At 61.4% G+C, this 17,005-nt stretch carries 19 protein-coding genes; 8 read left to right on the forward strand and 11 right to left on the reverse strand.

Annotation, left to right across the window (positions count from 1 at the left end; all coding sequences use genetic code 11):
• Positions 1-12: 12 nt before the first annotated feature.
• Positions 13-462 (reverse strand): YcgN family cysteine cluster protein, encoded by a 450-nt coding sequence (locus AC4PS6_RS13830; RefSeq protein ID WP_003172524.1) that lies wholly within the window; start codon positions 460-462, stop codon positions 13-15.
• Between the two features lie 153 nt (positions 463-615).
• On the opposite strand from AC4PS6_RS13830, the gene AC4PS6_RS13835 reads away from it, so the two are divergent.
• Positions 616-1,209: a nitroreductase family protein gene (locus AC4PS6_RS13835; RefSeq protein WP_003189601.1), complete on the forward strand. Its 594-nt coding sequence runs from the start codon at positions 616-618 to the stop codon at positions 1,207-1,209.
• A gap of 124 nt (positions 1,210-1,333) precedes the next feature.
• Here AC4PS6_RS13835 and AC4PS6_RS13840 read toward each other — a convergent pair whose 3' ends face one another.
• From AC4PS6_RS13840 to AC4PS6_RS13860, 5 genes are all read right to left on the reverse strand, one after another.
• Positions 1,334-2,266 (reverse strand): D-2-hydroxyacid dehydrogenase, encoded by a 933-nt coding sequence (locus AC4PS6_RS13840; protein ID WP_019818262.1) that lies wholly within the window; start codon positions 2,264-2,266, stop codon positions 1,334-1,336.
• 107 nt (positions 2,267-2,373) lie between these two features.
• A complete protein-coding gene (locus tag AC4PS6_RS13845; protein WP_014717482.1) occupies positions 2,374-2,667 on the reverse strand; it encodes a YcgL domain-containing protein in 294 nt (97 codons plus the stop codon).
• The gene (gene rnd, locus AC4PS6_RS13850) at positions 2,664-3,797 is read right to left on the reverse strand and encodes a ribonuclease D (protein WP_014717481.1); all 1,134 of its coding nucleotides are present in this window, start codon (positions 3,795-3,797) and stop codon (positions 2,664-2,666) included. The genes AC4PS6_RS13845 and rnd overlap by 4 nt, the downstream gene beginning before the upstream one ends.
• A 122-nt stretch (positions 3,798-3,919) precedes the next feature.
• A complete protein-coding gene (locus AC4PS6_RS13855; protein ID WP_014717480.1) occupies positions 3,920-4,519 on the reverse strand; it encodes a class I SAM-dependent methyltransferase in 600 nt (199 codons plus the stop codon).
• Positions 4,520-4,617: 98 nt separating this feature from the next.
• Complete coding sequence (locus tag AC4PS6_RS13860; protein WP_014717479.1) at positions 4,618-5,988, reverse strand: glutamine synthetase family protein; 1,371 nt, start codon at positions 5,986-5,988, stop codon at positions 4,618-4,620.
• 364 nt (positions 5,989-6,352) lie between these two features.
• Here AC4PS6_RS13860 and AC4PS6_RS13865 point away from each other — a divergent pair, with 364 nt between their 5' ends.
• Entirely contained in the window at positions 6,353-7,126 is a 774-nt protein-coding gene (locus AC4PS6_RS13865) for a transporter substrate-binding domain-containing protein (RefSeq protein WP_014717478.1), read from the forward strand.
• A 93-nt stretch (positions 7,127-7,219) separates the two neighbouring features.
• On the opposite strand, the gene cynR is transcribed toward AC4PS6_RS13865, so the two are convergent.
• Positions 7,220-8,071, reverse strand: coding sequence for a transcriptional regulator CynR (gene cynR, locus AC4PS6_RS13870; RefSeq protein ID WP_014717477.1), 852 nt, complete (start codon positions 8,069-8,071; stop codon positions 7,220-7,222).
• Between the two features lie 113 nt (positions 8,072-8,184).
• Between cynR and AC4PS6_RS13875 the strand changes: the two genes are divergently transcribed.
• Genes AC4PS6_RS13875 through AC4PS6_RS13885 form a run of 3 tightly spaced genes read left to right on the forward strand, consistent with a single transcriptional unit; the run spans position 8,185 to position 10,220 of the window.
• On the forward strand, positions 8,185-8,826 hold the full coding sequence (locus tag AC4PS6_RS13875) for a carbonic anhydrase (RefSeq protein ID WP_019818265.1): 642 nt from the start codon (positions 8,185-8,187) through the stop codon (positions 8,824-8,826).
• Between the two features lie 28 nt (positions 8,827-8,854).
• A complete protein-coding gene (cynS, locus tag AC4PS6_RS13880; protein WP_014717475.1) occupies positions 8,855-9,325 on the forward strand; it encodes a cyanase in 471 nt (156 codons plus the stop codon).
• A 55-nt stretch (positions 9,326-9,380) separates the two neighbouring features.
• Positions 9,381-10,220, forward strand: a complete 840-nt coding sequence (locus AC4PS6_RS13885) for a cache domain-containing protein (protein ID WP_014717474.1) — start codon at positions 9,381-9,383, stop codon at positions 10,218-10,220.
• 56 nt (positions 10,221-10,276) lie between these two features.
• On the opposite strand, the gene AC4PS6_RS13890 is transcribed toward AC4PS6_RS13885, so the two are convergent.
• On the reverse strand, positions 10,277-11,794 hold the full coding sequence (locus AC4PS6_RS13890; protein ID WP_032873421.1) for an MDR family MFS transporter: 1,518 nt from the start codon (positions 11,792-11,794) through the stop codon (positions 10,277-10,279).
• Positions 11,795-11,860: 66 nt separating this feature from the next.
• Entirely contained in the window at positions 11,861-13,045 is a 1,185-nt protein-coding gene (gene pobA / locus AC4PS6_RS13895; RefSeq protein WP_173877509.1) for a 4-hydroxybenzoate 3-monooxygenase, read from the reverse strand.
• Positions 13,046-13,234: 189 nt separating this feature from the next.
• On the opposite strand from pobA, the gene AC4PS6_RS13900 reads away from it, so the two are divergent.
• Positions 13,235-14,110: a helix-turn-helix domain-containing protein gene (locus AC4PS6_RS13900; RefSeq protein WP_014717471.1), complete on the forward strand. Its 876-nt coding sequence runs from the start codon at positions 13,235-13,237 to the stop codon at positions 14,108-14,110.
• Here the strand turns inward: AC4PS6_RS13900 and AC4PS6_RS13905 are convergent.
• Together AC4PS6_RS13905 and AC4PS6_RS13910 are read right to left on the reverse strand one after the other, a co-directional pair.
• Positions 14,103-14,282: a hypothetical protein gene (locus AC4PS6_RS13905; RefSeq protein WP_003189580.1), complete on the reverse strand. Its 180-nt coding sequence runs from the start codon at positions 14,280-14,282 to the stop codon at positions 14,103-14,105. The two genes, AC4PS6_RS13900 and AC4PS6_RS13905, sit on opposite strands and share 8 nt — an antisense overlap.
• A 100-nt stretch (positions 14,283-14,382) precedes the next feature.
• Complete coding sequence (locus tag AC4PS6_RS13910) at positions 14,383-15,288, reverse strand: LysR family transcriptional regulator (RefSeq protein ID WP_014717470.1); 906 nt, start codon at positions 15,286-15,288, stop codon at positions 14,383-14,385.
• A gap of 105 nt (positions 15,289-15,393) precedes the next feature.
• Here AC4PS6_RS13910 and AC4PS6_RS13915 point away from each other — a divergent pair, with 105 nt between their 5' ends.
• Both AC4PS6_RS13915 and AC4PS6_RS13920 read left to right on the forward strand, forming a co-directional pair.
• The gene (locus tag AC4PS6_RS13915) at positions 15,394-16,260 is read left to right on the forward strand and encodes an MBL fold metallo-hydrolase (protein WP_019818268.1); all 867 of its coding nucleotides are present in this window, start codon (positions 15,394-15,396) and stop codon (positions 16,258-16,260) included.
• A gap of 34 nt (positions 16,261-16,294) precedes the next feature.
• Positions 16,295-16,909, forward strand: coding sequence for an NAD(P)-dependent oxidoreductase (locus tag AC4PS6_RS13920; protein ID WP_336826891.1), 615 nt, complete (start codon positions 16,295-16,297; stop codon positions 16,907-16,909).
• Positions 16,910-17,005 lie beyond the last annotated feature (96 nt).

The following is a 17,005-nucleotide window of genomic DNA, read 5'->3' on the forward strand; positions in this document are numbered from 1 at the left end:
CACACTCCTCGTTCAACCCGCGCGGAAAATCAGGTAATCCTCCCAGTCGTCCTCGGGCACGCTGCCTTCGCTGAGCATGCGCCCGGACTGGGAAATGCGTTCGTGGTGCACCGCGTCACGGTCGCCGCAGACCAGGTGATGCCACAGCGGCAAGTCCTTGCGCTCGCTGACCAGGCGGTAACCGCAGGTCGGCGGCAACCATTTGAACTGATCGGCCTGGCCCGGCGTGAGCTGGATGCAATCAGGCACCGAGGCACGGCGGTTGGGGTAATCGGTGCACTGGCAGGTTTTCAGGTCGAGCAGTTTGCAGGCGATACGCGTGTAATAGACGCTGTTGTCGTCCTCATCCTCGAGCTTTTGCAGGCAGCACAGGCCACAGCCGTCGCACAAGGACTCCCACTCCTCTTGGTCGAGGTGCTCAAGGGTTTTGCGTATCCAGAAAGGTTCGACTTTGGCGGCCATGGCTCTGCATCAGTATCGGAAGGTGAAAAGGCCGCCAGTCTAGTGCCCAAGCCCGTTGGGGCCAAGCGCTTACGACTGACGGTGTTGCAAGACTTGTCAGGCCTGGGTGGGCGCAGTAGTTTTGAATCCCGGTTTTTTCATCAGGGTCTGTCCATGAGCAATAACCCCCGCGTTGCCGATTATCCGATCCACACCCAATTTACCGAGCGCTGGTCGCCCCGCGCCTTTACCGGTGAGAGCATCCCGCAGGAGACGCTGCTGAGTTTCTTCGAAGCGGCACGCTGGGCACCTTCGGCCTACAACTCGCAGCCGTGGCGGTTTCTGTACGCGCGCCGTGACACGCCGGATTGGGAGCGTTTCCTGGGCCTGCTGAATGAATTCAACCGCAATTGGGCGCAGCATGCGTCGGCTCTGGTCATTATCGCGTCGAAAACCGACTTCATCGCCCCCGGCGCCACAGAAGAAACCCCGGCGCTGTGGCACACCTTCGACACCGGCTCGGCCTGGGGCCACCTGGCGCTGCAAGCCAGCCTCAGTGGCTGGCACACCCACGGCATGGCCGGCTTCGATCAGGAACTGACCCGCAAGGAGCTGAAGATTCCCCAGGGTTATGCGCTGCATGCGGCCGTGGCGGTGGGCAAGCTGGGCGACAAGTCGAGTTTGCCGGAGTACCTGCAAGGGCGCGAAATGCCGAGCCCGCGCAAGCCGTTGAGCGAGCTGGTGTCCGAGGGTGACTTCAGTCTCTAAGACTTGCATACACTCAATGTGGGAGCGGGCTTGCTCGCGAATGCGGTGTGGCAGCCACCCAATGTGTTGACTGATCCCCTGCATTCGCGAGCAAGCCCGCTCCCACATTTTTTTCCGCGTTTTGTCAGTAACCGCGCTCGAAATCCACTTCCCCGCGCAGCGCTTGCTTGGCCTGATACGCCCGCAGGTTCTGCACAAACAACGCCACCATCATCGGCGGCGAGGTCGGGGCCGAGCTGTGCCCGGTCAACAGCAAACCCCACGCCGTCCAGAACGGATGGCGTTGCGGCAAGGGCTCCTGGCGGCACACGTCGATCACCGCGCCGGCCAGGTGCCCTTCTTTGAGCGCCTCGACCAGGTCGGCGTCCACCACCGCCACGCCGCGTCCGACGTTGATAAACAAACCGGTGGGTTTGAATTGCTTGAACAGCGCCGCGTCGTACAGGTCATGGGTATCAGGCGTGTTGGGCAGCAGGTTGATCACGTAATCCACCTCCCCCACCAGCCGGCCCAACTGGTCCAGCCCCGCCACTTCGATAAACGGTGCCTGCTCGCGGGCCTGGCTGGCGATGCCATATAACTGCACGCCGAACGGCAGCAGAAACTCGGCCACGCTCTGGCCAATGTCACCGGTGCCGACGATCAGCGCCTTACGCCCCGCCAGGCTCTGGCCCATGCGGTTATCCCATTTGCGCTCCACCTGGCTGACCAACCGCGCCAGCACTTCGCGCTCGTGGCCCAGCATGTAGGTGAGGACAAACTCGGCCATGACTTGGCCAAAAATGCCTACCGCGCGGGTCAGCCGATAGTCGCGTGGCAAGCCGTCGGCCAGCAGTGGCGTGATGCCCGCCCACGTCGATTGCAGCCATTGCGGATGATGGCCCTGGCGCAGCAGGGTCGCCAACAGATCGGGCTGGCCCAGCCACACCGGACAGTCGGCGGCCAGGCGCGAGAGTTCGGCCGAATCGCCGCTGGTCAGCACTTCGAGGTCTGGGGCGGCGTCCCTGAGCAATTGGGCGTAGAGCGGATGATCCTGTTCAGCAATCAGAACACGCATGGTTCAAACCTTTGAAAAAACAGTGCAGACGGCCGCCCGCATCCTTACGGCCACCGTCCTCTAATACGATTCCATTGAAACTGTGCCCTGAGCCGGGCACGGGTCGATCACATCGGGTCGTTGCGGCGCAGCAGCTCTTCGGGCAAGTGCTCGATGTACTCGTCCTCAGCTGGCGGCATTTGTAGGTGGTAGCCCTGCTTGTCGAGGTTTTCCAGCACCACGGTGATGTCTTCGCGCGACAGCTTGCGCTCAGGCGTCAGCACCATGTCAAAGGCGTGATGCGCCTTGCCGAAGGCTTCCATCAACGGCTCGGGTACGCGCTCCAGGGCATCGCTTTTGAGCACATAGAGGTACATGCCGTCTTTTTTCTTGCTGCGGTAGATGGAGCAAATACGTTTCAAGGCTGTTCTCCGGCATTGGCCAGGCTGTCGAGCAACGCCTGGCCCATCAACTCGCGGCGCCAGCCACGCAGCGAGTCTGGCAATTGGTAAGGCCCATCGGGGTAGCCACTTTTAACCAGGGCTTCGAGGGTTTTCTTGCGCAGCATCAGTTCCGGCGCCATGTCCAGGCGCTCGGCGAAGGTTTGGCCCAAAGCCCGCAGTTGCTTGATCAACGCGGCAGCGTCCACGGGTAACGGCTCAGCCACGGCAGGCGGCCATTGGTCCATGGGCACGCTACCGGTGCGTTTGATCAGGTCCAGCAAAAACTGGCCGTCCTGGCGCACGGTGCGCGGGTGCATGTCTTCGATCTTGCCCAGGGCGGCGAGGTTATCCGGCTGGGATTTGGCCAGGGGCCACAACGAGTGTTCGCGAATAATACGGTTGCGCGGCAAGTCGCGAGCACGGGCCTGCTGCTCGCGCCAGGCGCACAGTTCACGCAACACCGCGAGTTGGGCACGGGACAATTTCCACGCCAGCTTGGCGTCGCGGTACACCTCGTAGGGGTCGATCTCGCGGCGCAGGTTGGCCACCAATTCGGCGCCGTCTTCCAGTACCCAGGCGTATTTGTCATCCGACAGTTGCGGGCGCAGACGGGTGTAAACCTCGGCCAAGTGCACCGCGTCTTCGGCGGCGTAGCTGATCTGCGTCTCCGACAATGGCCGCTGCAGCCAGTCGGAGCGGGTTTCACCCTTGGGCAACTCGATATCCAACACCGCCTGCACCAGGCGCGAGTAGCCCATGGAAAAACCGAGGTTGAGGTAGGCCGCTGCCAATTGGGTGTCGAACAAGGGCACCGGCAAGCTGCCGGTCAGGCGCGACAGCACTTCCAGGTCTTCACTGCAGGCGTGCACCACCTTGATCACCGCTGGGTTCTCCAGCAAGGCGGCCAAGGGTTGCCAATTGTCGATGGTCAGAGGGTCGATCAGGTAAGCGCGCACGCCATCACCGATCTGGATCAGCCCGGCAATAGGGTAAAAGGTGTCGACCCGCATGAATTCGGTGTCGAGGGCGACGAATGGCAACTGCTGCCATTCGGCGCAATGCTGGCCGAGGCTATCGTTGTCGCAGATCCAGTGAATATCGATGGCCACACGGCTCTCCCTTGAAGAATGGCGCGCAGTATATATCGCGAAAGGGGCTTGCGAGCATCCGCAGTGCACACGCCATCATGAAAACTCCGACAGGAGATGAAGAATAGTCCGACAAAGGGGCGTTATCCTCTCTTACGCAAAACGTAGACGCACCATCGCCGCGAGCCCGGCAGGAACTCTTGGTAATTGAGGATTTTGAAGCCGGCTTGCCGAAACTCGCTCTCTACGGGCGTGCCCACGTTCACGGCAACAATCACCGTGTCGCGGCTGACGCGGTGAAACTCGTGCAATAACATGAGTCGCGCATCACTGTCGGGCACATGGCGAAACAAATCCAGGCAAAAAATGCAGTCCACCGCATTCGCTGAAAGGCCAATGGAAAACGCCGAGCCCTGGAATGTTTTGACACGCTTGAGCAACCCGCCCGGGTGATGAGTGCGCGCGTGATCGAGCATCGCCTGGGAGTTGTCCGAGGCCAGTATCACGCGGTTGACGTGTTCGGCCAGCACCGGCCAGAAGCGCCCGGAACCGCACGCCAGGTCGAGGATAAGCCCTGGCTCCCCCGCCACCTTCAGGGCTTGGCGTACCAACCGCGCATCGCGCCACGCCGACAGGCGCTGCAACAGCCTGGGCGGACGCGGGTCGCCACAGCCCCTGGCATGCTCACGGTCATAGCGCTCGGTGAATTCGGTCTCGATGGAGGATGGAGGTTGTGGCGACATCGCGGGCTCATGTGAATGAAACGGTAGTAAACGACCTTGATTCGCAGCTTAACCGCCGCAACGTGAAAAAAAGGTCGAAAGCCCCCCACTAAAACCGGTCACGCTTGATGCAAGTACCAGCGCCAATCCTGCTCCCCTACCTCGCCCATGAACTGGCGGTATTCGGCACGTTTGACCGCCAGGTAAACGCCGAGGAATTGGCGCCCGAACGCATCCGGTGCCCAGCGGGAGGTTTCCAGCGCGCGCAAGGTGGTCAGCCAGTCGGTGGGCAACAGTTCCTTGGCCTGGGCGTAGCCGTTGCCTTGCACCGGGGCGCCAGGGTCGAGCTGTTCGCGGATGCCTCGATGAATGCCGGCCAGGATCGCAGCGGCCGCCAGGTAGGGGTTGGCGTCGGCCCCGCAGATGCGGTGTTCGATATGCCGCGATTGTGCCGGGCCACCGGGCACTCGCAGGCTGACGGTGCGGTTGTCCACGCCCCAGGTGGCAGCGAGCGGCGCATAGCTGTTGGTTTGGAAGCGTCGATAAGAGTTGGCGTTGGGGCAGAACATCAACAGTGAATCGAGCAAGGTGCTGAGCATGCCGCCCACGGCCTGGCGCAGCAGTGGCGTGCCGTCGGCCGCTTCACTGGCAAACAGGTTATTGCCCTGGGCATCGGCCAGGCTAACGTGCATGTGCATGCCTGTACCGGCCAGGTCGTCAAACGGCTTGGCCATGAAACAGGCGGTCATTCCATGTTTGTGCGCCACGCCCTTGACCAAGCGTTTGTAGCGCACGGCTTCGTCCATCGCCTGCAGCGCGTCGGTGCGGTGTTCGAGGGTGATTTCCACTTGGCCTGGCGCGTACTCGGAGATGGCCGTGCGCGCCGGAATCCCTTGCAGTTTGCAGGCGCTGTAGAGGTCGGCAAGAAACGGCTCGATCTGCTCCAGCTCGCGCAGGCCGTACACCTGGGTCGAGCGCGGACGCTTGCCATCCACATCCCGCGCCGGTTGTGGGCGGCCGTTGCTGTCGGGCTTCTGGTCGAGCAGATAGAACTCCAGCTCCGCCGCCATCACCGGGTAATAACCGTCGGCCTTGAGCGCCTCGATAACATTGGCCAGCAGGTGCCTGGGGTCGGCCACGGTGGCGGGCAGGCCTTCGGTGGGGTGCATGCTGACTTGCACCGCCGCGGTGGGGATCAAGCGCCATGGCATGCGCTGCAAGCTGCCGCTGATCGGATAGGCGCGGCAGTCGATATCCCCCACCTCCCAAACCAGCCCGGAGTTTTCTACGTCATCGCCATTGATAGTCAGGCCGAGGATGGTGCTGGGCAGAGGCCGGCCACTTTCGTACACCGCCAGCAGTTCGTCGCGGTGCAGCAGCTTGCCGCGCGGTACGCCGTTGTTATCGAGGATAAACAGCTCGAACATCTCAATGTCGGGGTTCTGTTCAAGGAAGGTCTGGGCTTCATGCAGGCGGGCAAAAACACTCATGGGAATTCTCATACGTTTGCGTCAGGCAAGCGCGCAGGCGCCGCCGGGCAGATGCGCACAGGTGCGCGTCATCCATGGGGTAGATCAACGTAGGAGAGAGGTATCTGGCGGGCGCGCGTGTCGGCAATGGAACAGAGCCCAGAACGCAAGCGCAGACGGCAATGTCGCGGTGTGAATGTCGGGGCAAGCGTGCATGCGCGCTTCACAGTGATAGAAAGACTTGAGCGTCACACGCGGGGATACGCGGGTAAATTCAGGCTTGACGGAGTTTGGTTGCAGTTTGGCTAAACATTCACCGCGCCTTGCCACCCTGCCCTGTGCTGGAAATAATGAGCCCCCGACCGTGCCCCAAGGATTCGACCCCATGAAAGCGCCTCTGGCCCTCTGTGTACTGGCAAGCCTGGCCACTGTCGCCCAGGCCGACACCGCTGCATCTCGCCTTGACGACGTGATTGCGCGCGGCACCCTCACCGTGTGTACCACCGGCGACTACAAGCCTTACACCTCGCTGCGCAGCGACGGCGGCTATGAAGGCATCGACATTGCCATGGCCGAGTCTCTCGCCAAGAGCCTGAACGCCAAAATCACCTGGGTGCCTACCACCTGGAAAACCCTGATGCCGGACTTCCTGGCCCAACGCTGCGACATCGCGGTGGGCGGTATTTCCGTGTCGTTGGAACGTCAGAAAAAAGCCTTCTTCAGCCAATCACTCGGAGTCGACGGCAAGATCCCGCTGGTACGCTGCGCCGACGTGCAGCGTTACCAGACGGTGGAGCAGATCAACCAGCCCCAGGTGCGAGTGATCGAACCAGCGGGCGGCACCAACGAAGTGTTTGCCCGTGCGCACTTGGGCCAGACGCAGATTCGCCTGCATGACAACGTGACGATTTTTGATGAGCTGCTGGCGGGCAAAGCCGATGTGATGATTACCGACGCCAGCGAGGCGCGTTATCAGCAGAAGCTCAAGCCTGGGTTGTGCGCGGTCAACCCGGAGCAACCGATGCAGTACAGTGAAAAAGCGTTTTTGTTGCCGCGCGATGATGTGGCCTGGAAGAGTTACGTAGATCAGTGGTTGCATTTAAGTGTAGCGACGGGGGCGTATGCGGGGATTGTGGGGCAGTGGTTGGCTGCGCCTTGAATGCGGGGTGTCGGATAGATCGGCGTTGATTGTCCGGCCGTCATCGCAGGCAAGCCAGCTCCCACATTTGGATCCTGGGGCGTCAGCCCGGCCCTACGCCTTGATCAACGCTACAAACGCCGCACACGCAGCGCTGCGATATGCGCCCTTGCGGCTCAGCAGTGCCGCGGTGCGCTGCGGCAACGGTGGGGCAATCGCCACGGCATGCAGGCCTGCCTGGGCCTCGGCCAGTGCGCGGGGCAGGACGGTTGCCAGGGGCGTGCTGCGCACGATTTCGATAATCGCGCTGATGGAATTGGCCTCCATGGCAATCTGCGGTTTAACCCCTTGCTGGTGGCAGTAGTCGTCGATGTAGCGGCGGGTGGCGAAGCCTGTGTTCAGTAGCACCAGAGGCTGTTCGAGCCAGGCCGGTTGTGTGCGTTCGGGGTGACTGGCACTGACGACCAGGCTCAGCTCTTCGACAAACAGCGCCTCACAGTCGATCTCCAGCCCATGCTCGCCGGTAAAGCCGATGCCGATATCCAGCAGGTCCTCGCCCAGCGCGGCTTCGATACGGTCTTGGGTCAGTTCCTCGATGCTCAGGGTGATGCCCGGATACAGCTGGTTGAAACGCGCCAGCAATGGCCCGATCAGGTAGGCGGTGAAAGTCGGCGTCATGGCCAGGCGCAAATGCCCTCGGCGCAGGTCCTGCACGTCATGTATGGCGCGGGTGCCGGCTTGTAGATCCTGCAAGGCCAGCCGCGCATAACGCACATAGGCCTGCCCCGCGTCGGTCAGGCTGACACTGCGCCCGGAGCGGTCCAGCAGTGGCGCGCCCAGGCTTTCTTCCAGTTGCTTGATCTGTTGCGACAAGGTCGGCTGCGACACGTGCAGCGCCTCTGCAGCCCGCGTGAAGTTGCGGTGCTCGGCAACGGCCAGCAAGTAACGGATATGACGCAACAGCATGGGCAGCGCTCCAACTATAGGCATGACTTATAGAAAGCATAATAAACCGGTCTTGGACCCTATAGCCAAAAACTCCCATCCTTGCCCCCATCAGCGACGCAAGGAGAACCACCATGCAGCATCTCATCGACGGCTTTCGCAAATTCCAACGTGAAGCCTTTACCCCTCGCAGTGACTTGTTCAAACACCTGGCGACCACGCAAAGCCCCGGCACCTTGTTCGTGTCCTGCTCTGACAGCCGCGTAGTCCCCGAGCTGTTGACCCAGCAGGAACCCGGCGACCTGTTCGTCATCCGTAACGCCGGCAACATAGTGCCGTCCTACGGCCCGGAGCCGGGAGGTGTGTCGGCCACAGTCGAATATGCCGTAGCGGTGCTGGGCGTCAGCGACATCGTGATTTGCGGGCACTCGGACTGCGGCGCGATGACTGCAATTTCTACCTGCAAATGCCTGGACCACCTGCCCGCCGTGGCCAACTGGTTGCGCCATGCCGAGTCGGCCAAGGTGATCAATGCCGCCCGTACGCATGCCTCGGACGCTGCACGCCTGGATTCATTGGTGCGCGAAAACGTGGTCGCCCAACTGGCCAACCTCAAGACTCACCCTTCGGTCGCCCTGGCGCTGGAACAAGGCCGGATGAACCTGCATGGCTGGGTGTACGACATCGAAACCGGCGGCATTGACGCTTTGGACGGGCACACCGGGCGCTTCGTCTCCCTGCTCGACCACCCCAGCACCCGCGCCCACGCCGCCTGAACCCTAATCAACCCAAGAGGACGTCACCATGTTGCAATCCCAATTCGCTCAAACCCCACGCCTGGCCCTGGCCGACACCGTTATCGACCTCAAGGCACGCAAAAACCTGTCGTGGCAGGACCTCACCGACGGCACCGGGCTGAGCCTGGCATTCGTCACCGCAGCCCTGCTCGGCCAGCACCCGCTGCCCAAGGAAGCGGCCGACATCGTGTGCGGCAAACTCGGCCTTGACGAGGACGCCAGCCGCCTGCTGCAAAGCGTCCCACTGCGCGGCAGCTTCCCGAGCGGTGTGCCGACCGACCCAACCATGTACCGTTTCTATGAAATGCTGCAAGTCTACGGCTCTACCTTGAAGGCCCTGGTGCATGAGCAATTCGGCGACGGCATCATCAGCGCCATCAACTTCAAACTGGACATCAAGAAAGTCGAAGACCCGGACGGCGGCTCCCGTGCGGTCATCACCCTGGACGGCAAATACCTGCCGACCAAACCCTTCTGATTCGCCGCCAACCGTCTACGCTCTTGGCACACCAACAAGAACGAGGGACGGGTAAATGAAGAGACTGCTCCGATTCACTTGGCTGCTGCTGTTGTGTTGCAGCCAGGTGCATGCCGCCACGGCACAGGAAGCGGATGCCCAAGCCGCCAAGGCCCTGCTGGAAAAGGCCTTGGCGTACTACCACAAGCAAGGTGACAAGGCGTTCGCCGCCTTCAGCCGTCAGGGCGAGTTCATCGACCAGGACCGTTATGTGTTTGTGGTCGATACAAAAGGCGTACTGCTGGCCAGTGGCGGGCCCTCCTCCGCGCTCATAGGTCGCGATGTGTCCGAGGTACTCGGACCGGATTTGCGCCAATCCTTCAAGGACGCGCTCAAGGTGCCCGAAAACCAGGGTATCCAGCAGGCTGACTACCGCTGGCAGAACTGGAATGACGGCAAGGTCGAACATAAACACGTGTTTTATCAGCGCGTGGGCGAACGCATCCTGGCGGTCGGTTATTACTTGCCGCGCGCCACACCGGAACAGGCACGGGCGCTGCGCAACAAGGCGGTGGAGGCGTTGGTCAAGGATGAAGCCGGCACGCTCAAGGCGATCAACTCCTTGCAAGGCGGCTTCCTGCAAGATGATCTCTACGTATTCGTGGTGGACCTGAACACGCGGCGCTACGTCGCCCATGGCACCAACCTGCGCCTGATCAACACCGATTTTGCCAAGATCAAGGACCCGGATGGCAAACCGGTGGGTGTGCCGATCCTCCAGATGATGGCTGAACAGGACCAGGGCGAATACAAATACCGCTGGAAAAACCCGGTGACCGGCAAGGTCGAGAACAAGCATGCCTATGTGCGCAAGAGCGGGCATTTCATGGTTGCGGTGGGGTATTACAGCCCCTGATCCTGATCATTCCCACGCTCTGCGTGGGAACGCCGCCTGGGACGCTCCGCGTCCGCTTATCTAACTTTGTCTTCACGGCCGCGCAGTACCCGATTCGGCATCGCTATCGCAGCCGCCAACCCCAGCAGCGACACCGCCGCACTCACCATCAGCAAATGCCGGAACGTCACCGCCAGCTCGCCGCGCAACGCATCTTGCGCCGGGCCGGGTGCGGCGTTGAGGCCGTCGAGCAGCACGTTGCCGGAACTGCCTTCGGCCACCAGTGCGCCGCTTGCCAGATGGGCGAAACTGGAATCGTGTAACAGCGCCAGCAGCAACGCCGACATGCAGGCCACCCCCACTGCCCCGCCCAGGGAGCGAAACAGGTTGGTGGTGCTGGTGGCCACACCGATATCCCGCTGCTCCACCGAGTTCTGCGTCCCCACCAACGAGGTCGGGAACTGCATGCCCGCGGCGATACCGCACAACAACATGAAGACGCTGGTGAGCGCCACCGCCTGGGGCGCGCTGTAGGCCATGCCGAGAATCGCCAGCGGGCTCAACACTGCGCCGCTGAGGATCATCGGTTTATAGCGGCCCGTCACCGAGGTCATGCGCCCGGCAAAATACGCGCCCATCGGCAAGCCCATCGCCAAGGGCAGCAAGTGCAGGGCCGCGCTGTCGGCACCGGCGCCGGTTACGGTCTGGTAGCGCAGGGGCATCAGCACCGTCAGGGAAATCGCCTGGAAGCTGGTGATGAAAATCGTGCACCAGCACAACACCGCACTGCGGTTGGCAAACAAGTGCATCGGCAACAGCGGTTCCCGTGCGCGGCGTTCGTGCCACACAAACACGCTTAACGCCAGCAGTGCGCAGGCCAGCAACCCCAGCACTTGATCGTCACGCCACGAATGGCCCTGGCCGATTTCGGTGATGCCCAGCAACAAGGCGGTGAGGCCGACGATCATCAGCACCGTGCCGAGGTAATCGATGATCGGCTTGCGCTGCGGCACCGGCAGCCCCACCAGGGTGCGATGGGCCACGTACCAGGCGCCGACGCCCAGTGGCAGGTTGATCAAAAACACCCAGCGCCACGACAGGTACTCGGTCATATAACCGCCCAGCACCGGCCCGGCCACGCTGGCCACCGCGTACATGCTGCTGAAATACCCCTGATAACGTCCCCGTTCGCGGGGAGGAATAATGTCGCCAATGATCGCCTGGCTCACCGAGACCATCCCGCCAGCGCCGATGCCCTGCAGCACCCGCGCCAGCACCAGTTGCTCCATGCTTTGCGCCAGGCCGCAAAACAACGACGCCAGGGTGAACAGGCCCATGCCGATGAGCATCATGGGCCGGCGCCCATACAGGTCACCGAGCTTGCCGTAGATCGGCACCGCCACGGTCATCGCCACCATGTAGCCGGAGATCACCCAGGCCAGCAGGTTGACGTCATGGAACTGTGCGGAAATGGCCGGCATGGACACGGCGACAATGGTCTGGTCCAGGGCACCCAGGAAGATCGCCATCATCAGCGCGACCAGGATACTGCGCACGGCGGGAACGGTTGGAGCGGGCTGATTGAGGTGAGTCACGGCAGAACCTTCGAGCAGGGCCCACAGGCAACGGTCACCGGTGGGAATGCTCGATACGATAGCAGGCTATTCGATAGGCTCGTAAGGAAGGCCGACGTAATTTTCTGCGATGGTTTTGCGCCCGGCCTGGGAGTGGATGAAATAGTCCAGCTCGCTCTCGGCAATGCGCTGGCTGAAGGCGTCCGCCTGGGGAAACTGATGCAGCATCGAGGTCATCCACCAGGAAAACCGCTCGGCTTTCCACACTCGGCGCAGGCAGATTGCCGAGTATTTTTCCAGCAAGTCCAGGCGCCCTTCGTGGTACACCTTGAGCAAGATGCGAAACAAGGTGCTCACATCACTGGCCGCCAGGTTCAAGCCCTTGGCACCGGTGGGCGGCACAATGTGCGCGGCATCGCCGAGCAGGAACAGGCGCCCGTACTGCATGGGTTCCACCACAAAGCTGCGCAGCGGCGCGATGCTTTTCTCGATCGACGGGCCGGTCACCAATTGTTCGGCCAATGAGCCGGGCAGGCGGCTTTTGAGTTCATCCCAGAAACGTTCATCCGCCCAGTCTTCCAGCTTCTCTTCGACCGGCACTTGCAGGTAGTAACGGCTGCGGGTCGGCGACCGCATGCTGCACAGCGCAAAACCCCGCGCGTGTTTGGCGTACACCAGTTCGGCATGTACCGGCGGCGTGTCGGCCAGCACGCCCAGCCAGCCGAAGGGGTAGACGCGTTCGAACACCTTCAGCGCTTGCGCCGGTATCGACTGGCGGGCCACACCATGGAAACCGTCGCAGCCGGCAATGTAGTCGCACTCCAGGCGAAAGGCTTGGCCTTCATGCTCGAAGGTCAGCCAGGGCTGTTCACTTTTCAGGTCATGGGGTTGAACATTGGAGGCTTCGTACAGGGTGATGGCACCGGCGGCTGCGCGGGCGGCCATCAGGTCGCGGGTGACCTCGGTCTGGCCGTAGATCATCACCGACTGGCCGCCGGTCAAGGCCTTGAGGTCGATGGAAGTGAGTTGGCCATTGAGGGCAATGTCAAACCCGTCGTGCACCAGACCCTCGGCGTCCATGCGTTGGCTGACCCCGGCTTCGCGCAGCAGGTCGACCATGCCCTGTTCCAACACACCGGCGCGGATACGGCCTTGTACGTAATCGGCGCTCTGACGCTCTAGAACGAGGGTCTGGATGCCAGCATTGTGCAGCAGTTGGCCGAGCAGCAATCCGGAAGGACCGGCACCGATAATGGCGACTTGGGTTTTCAGGGTTTTCATTATTTTTATGACCTTCAAGCTTCACGCGAACGTATGGAGTGAAAGAGTTGTCATTGCTCTTGTGGCTGACATTTTTCACTTGAGTGAGGCTCATAAGAAGGTGAAAACTGCGTCAAAACCTGTGCTTTTCGCCAATCGGGGCGATTACCGAACCACTATCCTGAGTATCGGATTGAAACCATGACCAAAACCGCGATTCCGGTCTTCAAGCTTTACGGGGAAAGCCAGCAGTGGCCGACTCCCGATTTGTTGCACTGCGAAACCATTTCCCGGCGCAGTCGGGAATACCAGTGGGAAATCCAGCCCCACCGGCACGCGGACCTGTGCCAGTTGCTGTATGTGCACAAAGGCCAGGCACAACTGGAAATCGAAGGCCAGCGCACCACGCTCAATGAGTCGAGCCTACAAGTGCTGCCACCGCTTTGCGTGCACGGCTTTCGTTTTTCCGAGGATGTGGAAGGGTTTGTGGTAACGCTGTCGGCACCGCTGGTCAGCCACTTGCAGGCGCAACTGGGCTCTACCGTCGATGGCCTGCACACACTCGGCAGCTACCCGGCGGGCAAGGACAGCGATTACTTGAACAGCCTGTTCGTACGTTTGCAGGACGAATACGCCGATGACCAACCGGCACGGGACATGATGCTGCACGCCCTGGTCAGCGTGTTATTGGTGTGGGTCAGCCGCCAGGCGATCCAGCGCCGCCACCCACGGGCGCCACGGGGTCGTGAGTACTTTCGGCGGTTTACGCAACTGGTCGAACAGCATTACCGCGAACACCCCAAGATTGAAGACCTGGCCCACAAGCTGGGTATCTCGGTCTCACACTTGAACGGGACGTGTCGGGAGTTGGGTGGGCAACCGGCGTTGCAGATCATGCATGACCGCCAGTTGCTGGAAGCCAAGCGCCTGCTGACCTACACCAGCATGACCATCAACGAGATGTCCGAGGTGCTGGGCTTTTCCGACCCGACCAATTTCTCACGGCTGTTTCGCCGCAGGGTCGGTTTTTCACCCAAGGCGTTTCGTGAACAACTGAAGGCAGAGCAGCCTACCTGAGCGCACTGAAACTGCCGGTGCGGGGAACGCATTGGTCCTGATGGCAGCTGATGGCGAATGCCGCCGGCTGCATGCGTGTTTGCTCGACGCGGTAGGCGGCAGTCCCATACAGCGCTGTCGCCAATGCGCAGAGGGTGAAAATCGTCAGGTACTTTCTGGTTTTGATGCTCATGGCACAGACCTCTGAACGGATCTACAGGGTGCTGTTTAAAGCATAGGTCAGTCAGGGCAACTTGCCATGATGCGCTGCCATTCAGCGCGCTTATTTCACCTCAGAGCCCTATGTCCCAAACCGGCTCTTCGGGAAACCGCAGCACCAGGAAATCCAGGAGGCTACGCAGCGCCGAAGGCATGTGTTTGCGTGAGGCGTACACCGCATAGATATTCATCTGTCGCGGCTCGGCGTGCGGCAGCAAGCGCACCAACTCCCCACTGCGAATCAGCTCACCGGCCTGATAACTGGGCAACATCGCCACCCCTGCCCCGGCCAGCGTCACGCGCATTAACGTGCTGGCTTCGTTGGCCGTGATATTGCCGTGGACCGGCACCGACACGTGCTCTCCGTTTTCTTCGAAATGCCACAGGCTCTTGCCGAAGTAAGAGTGGGTCAGGCAGTTGTGCCGGGCCAGGTCTTCGACTTTCTGCGGTGCCGGATGCTCGCGCAGATAAGCCGGTGTGGCGCACACCACCGAGCGACATACGGTCAGGCGCCGGGCGATCAGGTTGGGGTCCAGATCGTTGCTGGTGCGGATCGCCAGATCGATGCGCTCGTCCACCAGGTTCACCGTGCGATCAAGCATCTGCAAATCCACCGTCACCAAGGGGTAAAGCTTGACGTATTCGGCAATCGCCGCGCCCAGCTGCGCCTGGCCGAACGAAGTGCTGACGCTCAGGCGCAACAGGCCTCGGGGCGCATCATCGGGCTCGCTGACGGCGGCCTGCATATCACCGCACAGTTCCAACAATTGCCGGCAACGCGGCAGCGTTTCTCCGCCGGCGGCGGTGAGGCTGAGCTTGCGCGTGGTGCGGTGCAGCAGGCGTGCGCCCACCCAGTCTTCCAGCTCGGCCAGGTAGCGCGAGACCACCGGGCGCGACAGGTCAAGGTGGTCGGCAGCGGCGGATTGGCTGCCCAGGTCCACCACGGTGACAAACACGCGCATTGCTTGAAGACGATCCATGATTTGCCCGATTTTAGAAACAAACTATGTCCCAGCATCGCATTTTTTGTCGTGTTTTATGCAACTAAGCTCTGTGCATCCCTTACCGATGGCAGGAGCTGCCCGATGTTCTCGACCTTCAAACGCTTGACCCTGGCCACCGCCGCCCTGGCCTTCGCTGCCCACGCAGCAGCGGCAGAGCTGAAACTCGACGTGTACAACCCAGGCGAAGCCGCGATCTTCCCGGTCAGCTCGGTGCTGGTGAGCGGCGAGAAAGACGCGATCCTGGTGGATGCGCAATTCGGCAAAGGCCAAGCCGAGCAGCTGGTGCAGAAGATCCGCGCCAGCGGCAAGCACCTGACCACCATCTACATCAGCCATGGCGACCCGGACTACTACTTCGGCCTCGACACCCTGACCGCCGCCTTCCCCGACGCCAAAGTGCTGGCGCCACAGCCAGTGGTGGACCATATCAACGCCACCGTCGCCGACAAGCTGGCCTTCTGGGGCCCGAAAATGGGCGCCGACAAGCCGGCCAAGACCCTTGTGCCGCAAGTGCTTAAAGGCCACAGCCTGACCCTGGAAGGGCAACAGCTTGAAGTGGTTGGCCTTGACGGCCCGCAGCCAGATCGCAGCTTTGTGTGGATCCCGTCGATCAAGGCCGTGGTCGGTGGTGTGGTGGTCGCTGAAAACATCCACGTCTGGATGGCCGATACCCAGAGCGCGCAATCCCATAAAGACTGGCTGGCTACCCTCACGCGCATTGAAGACCTGAAGCCGAACACCGTGGTGCCGGGCCATTACCTGGGCACGCCATCGCTGGCCTCGGTCACCTTCACCGCCGATTACATCAAGGCCTTCGACCTCGAAACCGCCAAGGCCAAGGACTCCGCCGCCCTGATTGCGGCCATGAAAAAACGCTACCCCACCCTCGCCGACGAAAGCTCGCTGGAACTGAGCGCCAAAGTCGCCAAGGGCGAAATGAAGTGGTAACTGGCTTTAAACCTTAACCCTGTTGGAGAACATCATGAGCAAGATCGCAATCATTGGTGCCACTGGCCGCGCCGGTAGCCAACTGCTGGAAGAAGCGCTGCGCCGCGGGCATACCGTCATCGCCATCGCCCGCAATACCGACAAGCTGGCTGTGCGTCCTGGCGTTACGGTCAAACAGGTTGATGCCCTGGATGCCGAAGCCTTGCAACACGCCATCAGCGGCAGCGACGTGGTGATCAGCGCGGCGCACTTCGCCACGCTTCCCGCCAGCGCCGTGATCGGCCCGGTGAAAAAGGCTGGTGTGAAACGTTTGTTGGTGGTCGGCGGCGCCGGTTCACTGCTGTTGCCCGGTGGCGGGCGCGTGATCGATAGCGAAGGGTTCCCGGCTGAATATAAAGCTGAAGCCAGTGCCGGGGCGCAATTCCTGGAAACGCTGCGCCAGGAAAAGGAGCTGGACTGGACCTTCCTGTCGCCATCGGCCCTGTTCGACGGCACCGAGCGCACCGGCGAATTCCGCCTGGGCACGGATGATCTGCTGGTGGACAGTGACGGCAACAGCTCGATCAGTTTTGCGGACTTCGCCATCGCCATGCTGGATGAAGTGGAAACACCGAAGCACTCGCGCCAGCGCTTTACGGTCGGTTACTGACCCAACGCCGTCAACGCTAACCACGATGCGAAGCGAGCCGCTCTTGATCTGCTTTTGATCTGCTTTTGATCTTGATCTTAGGCGCCCCGTTAAACC

The sequence above is a fragment of the Pseudomonas sp. DW-iso17 genome, assembly GCF_058725345.1.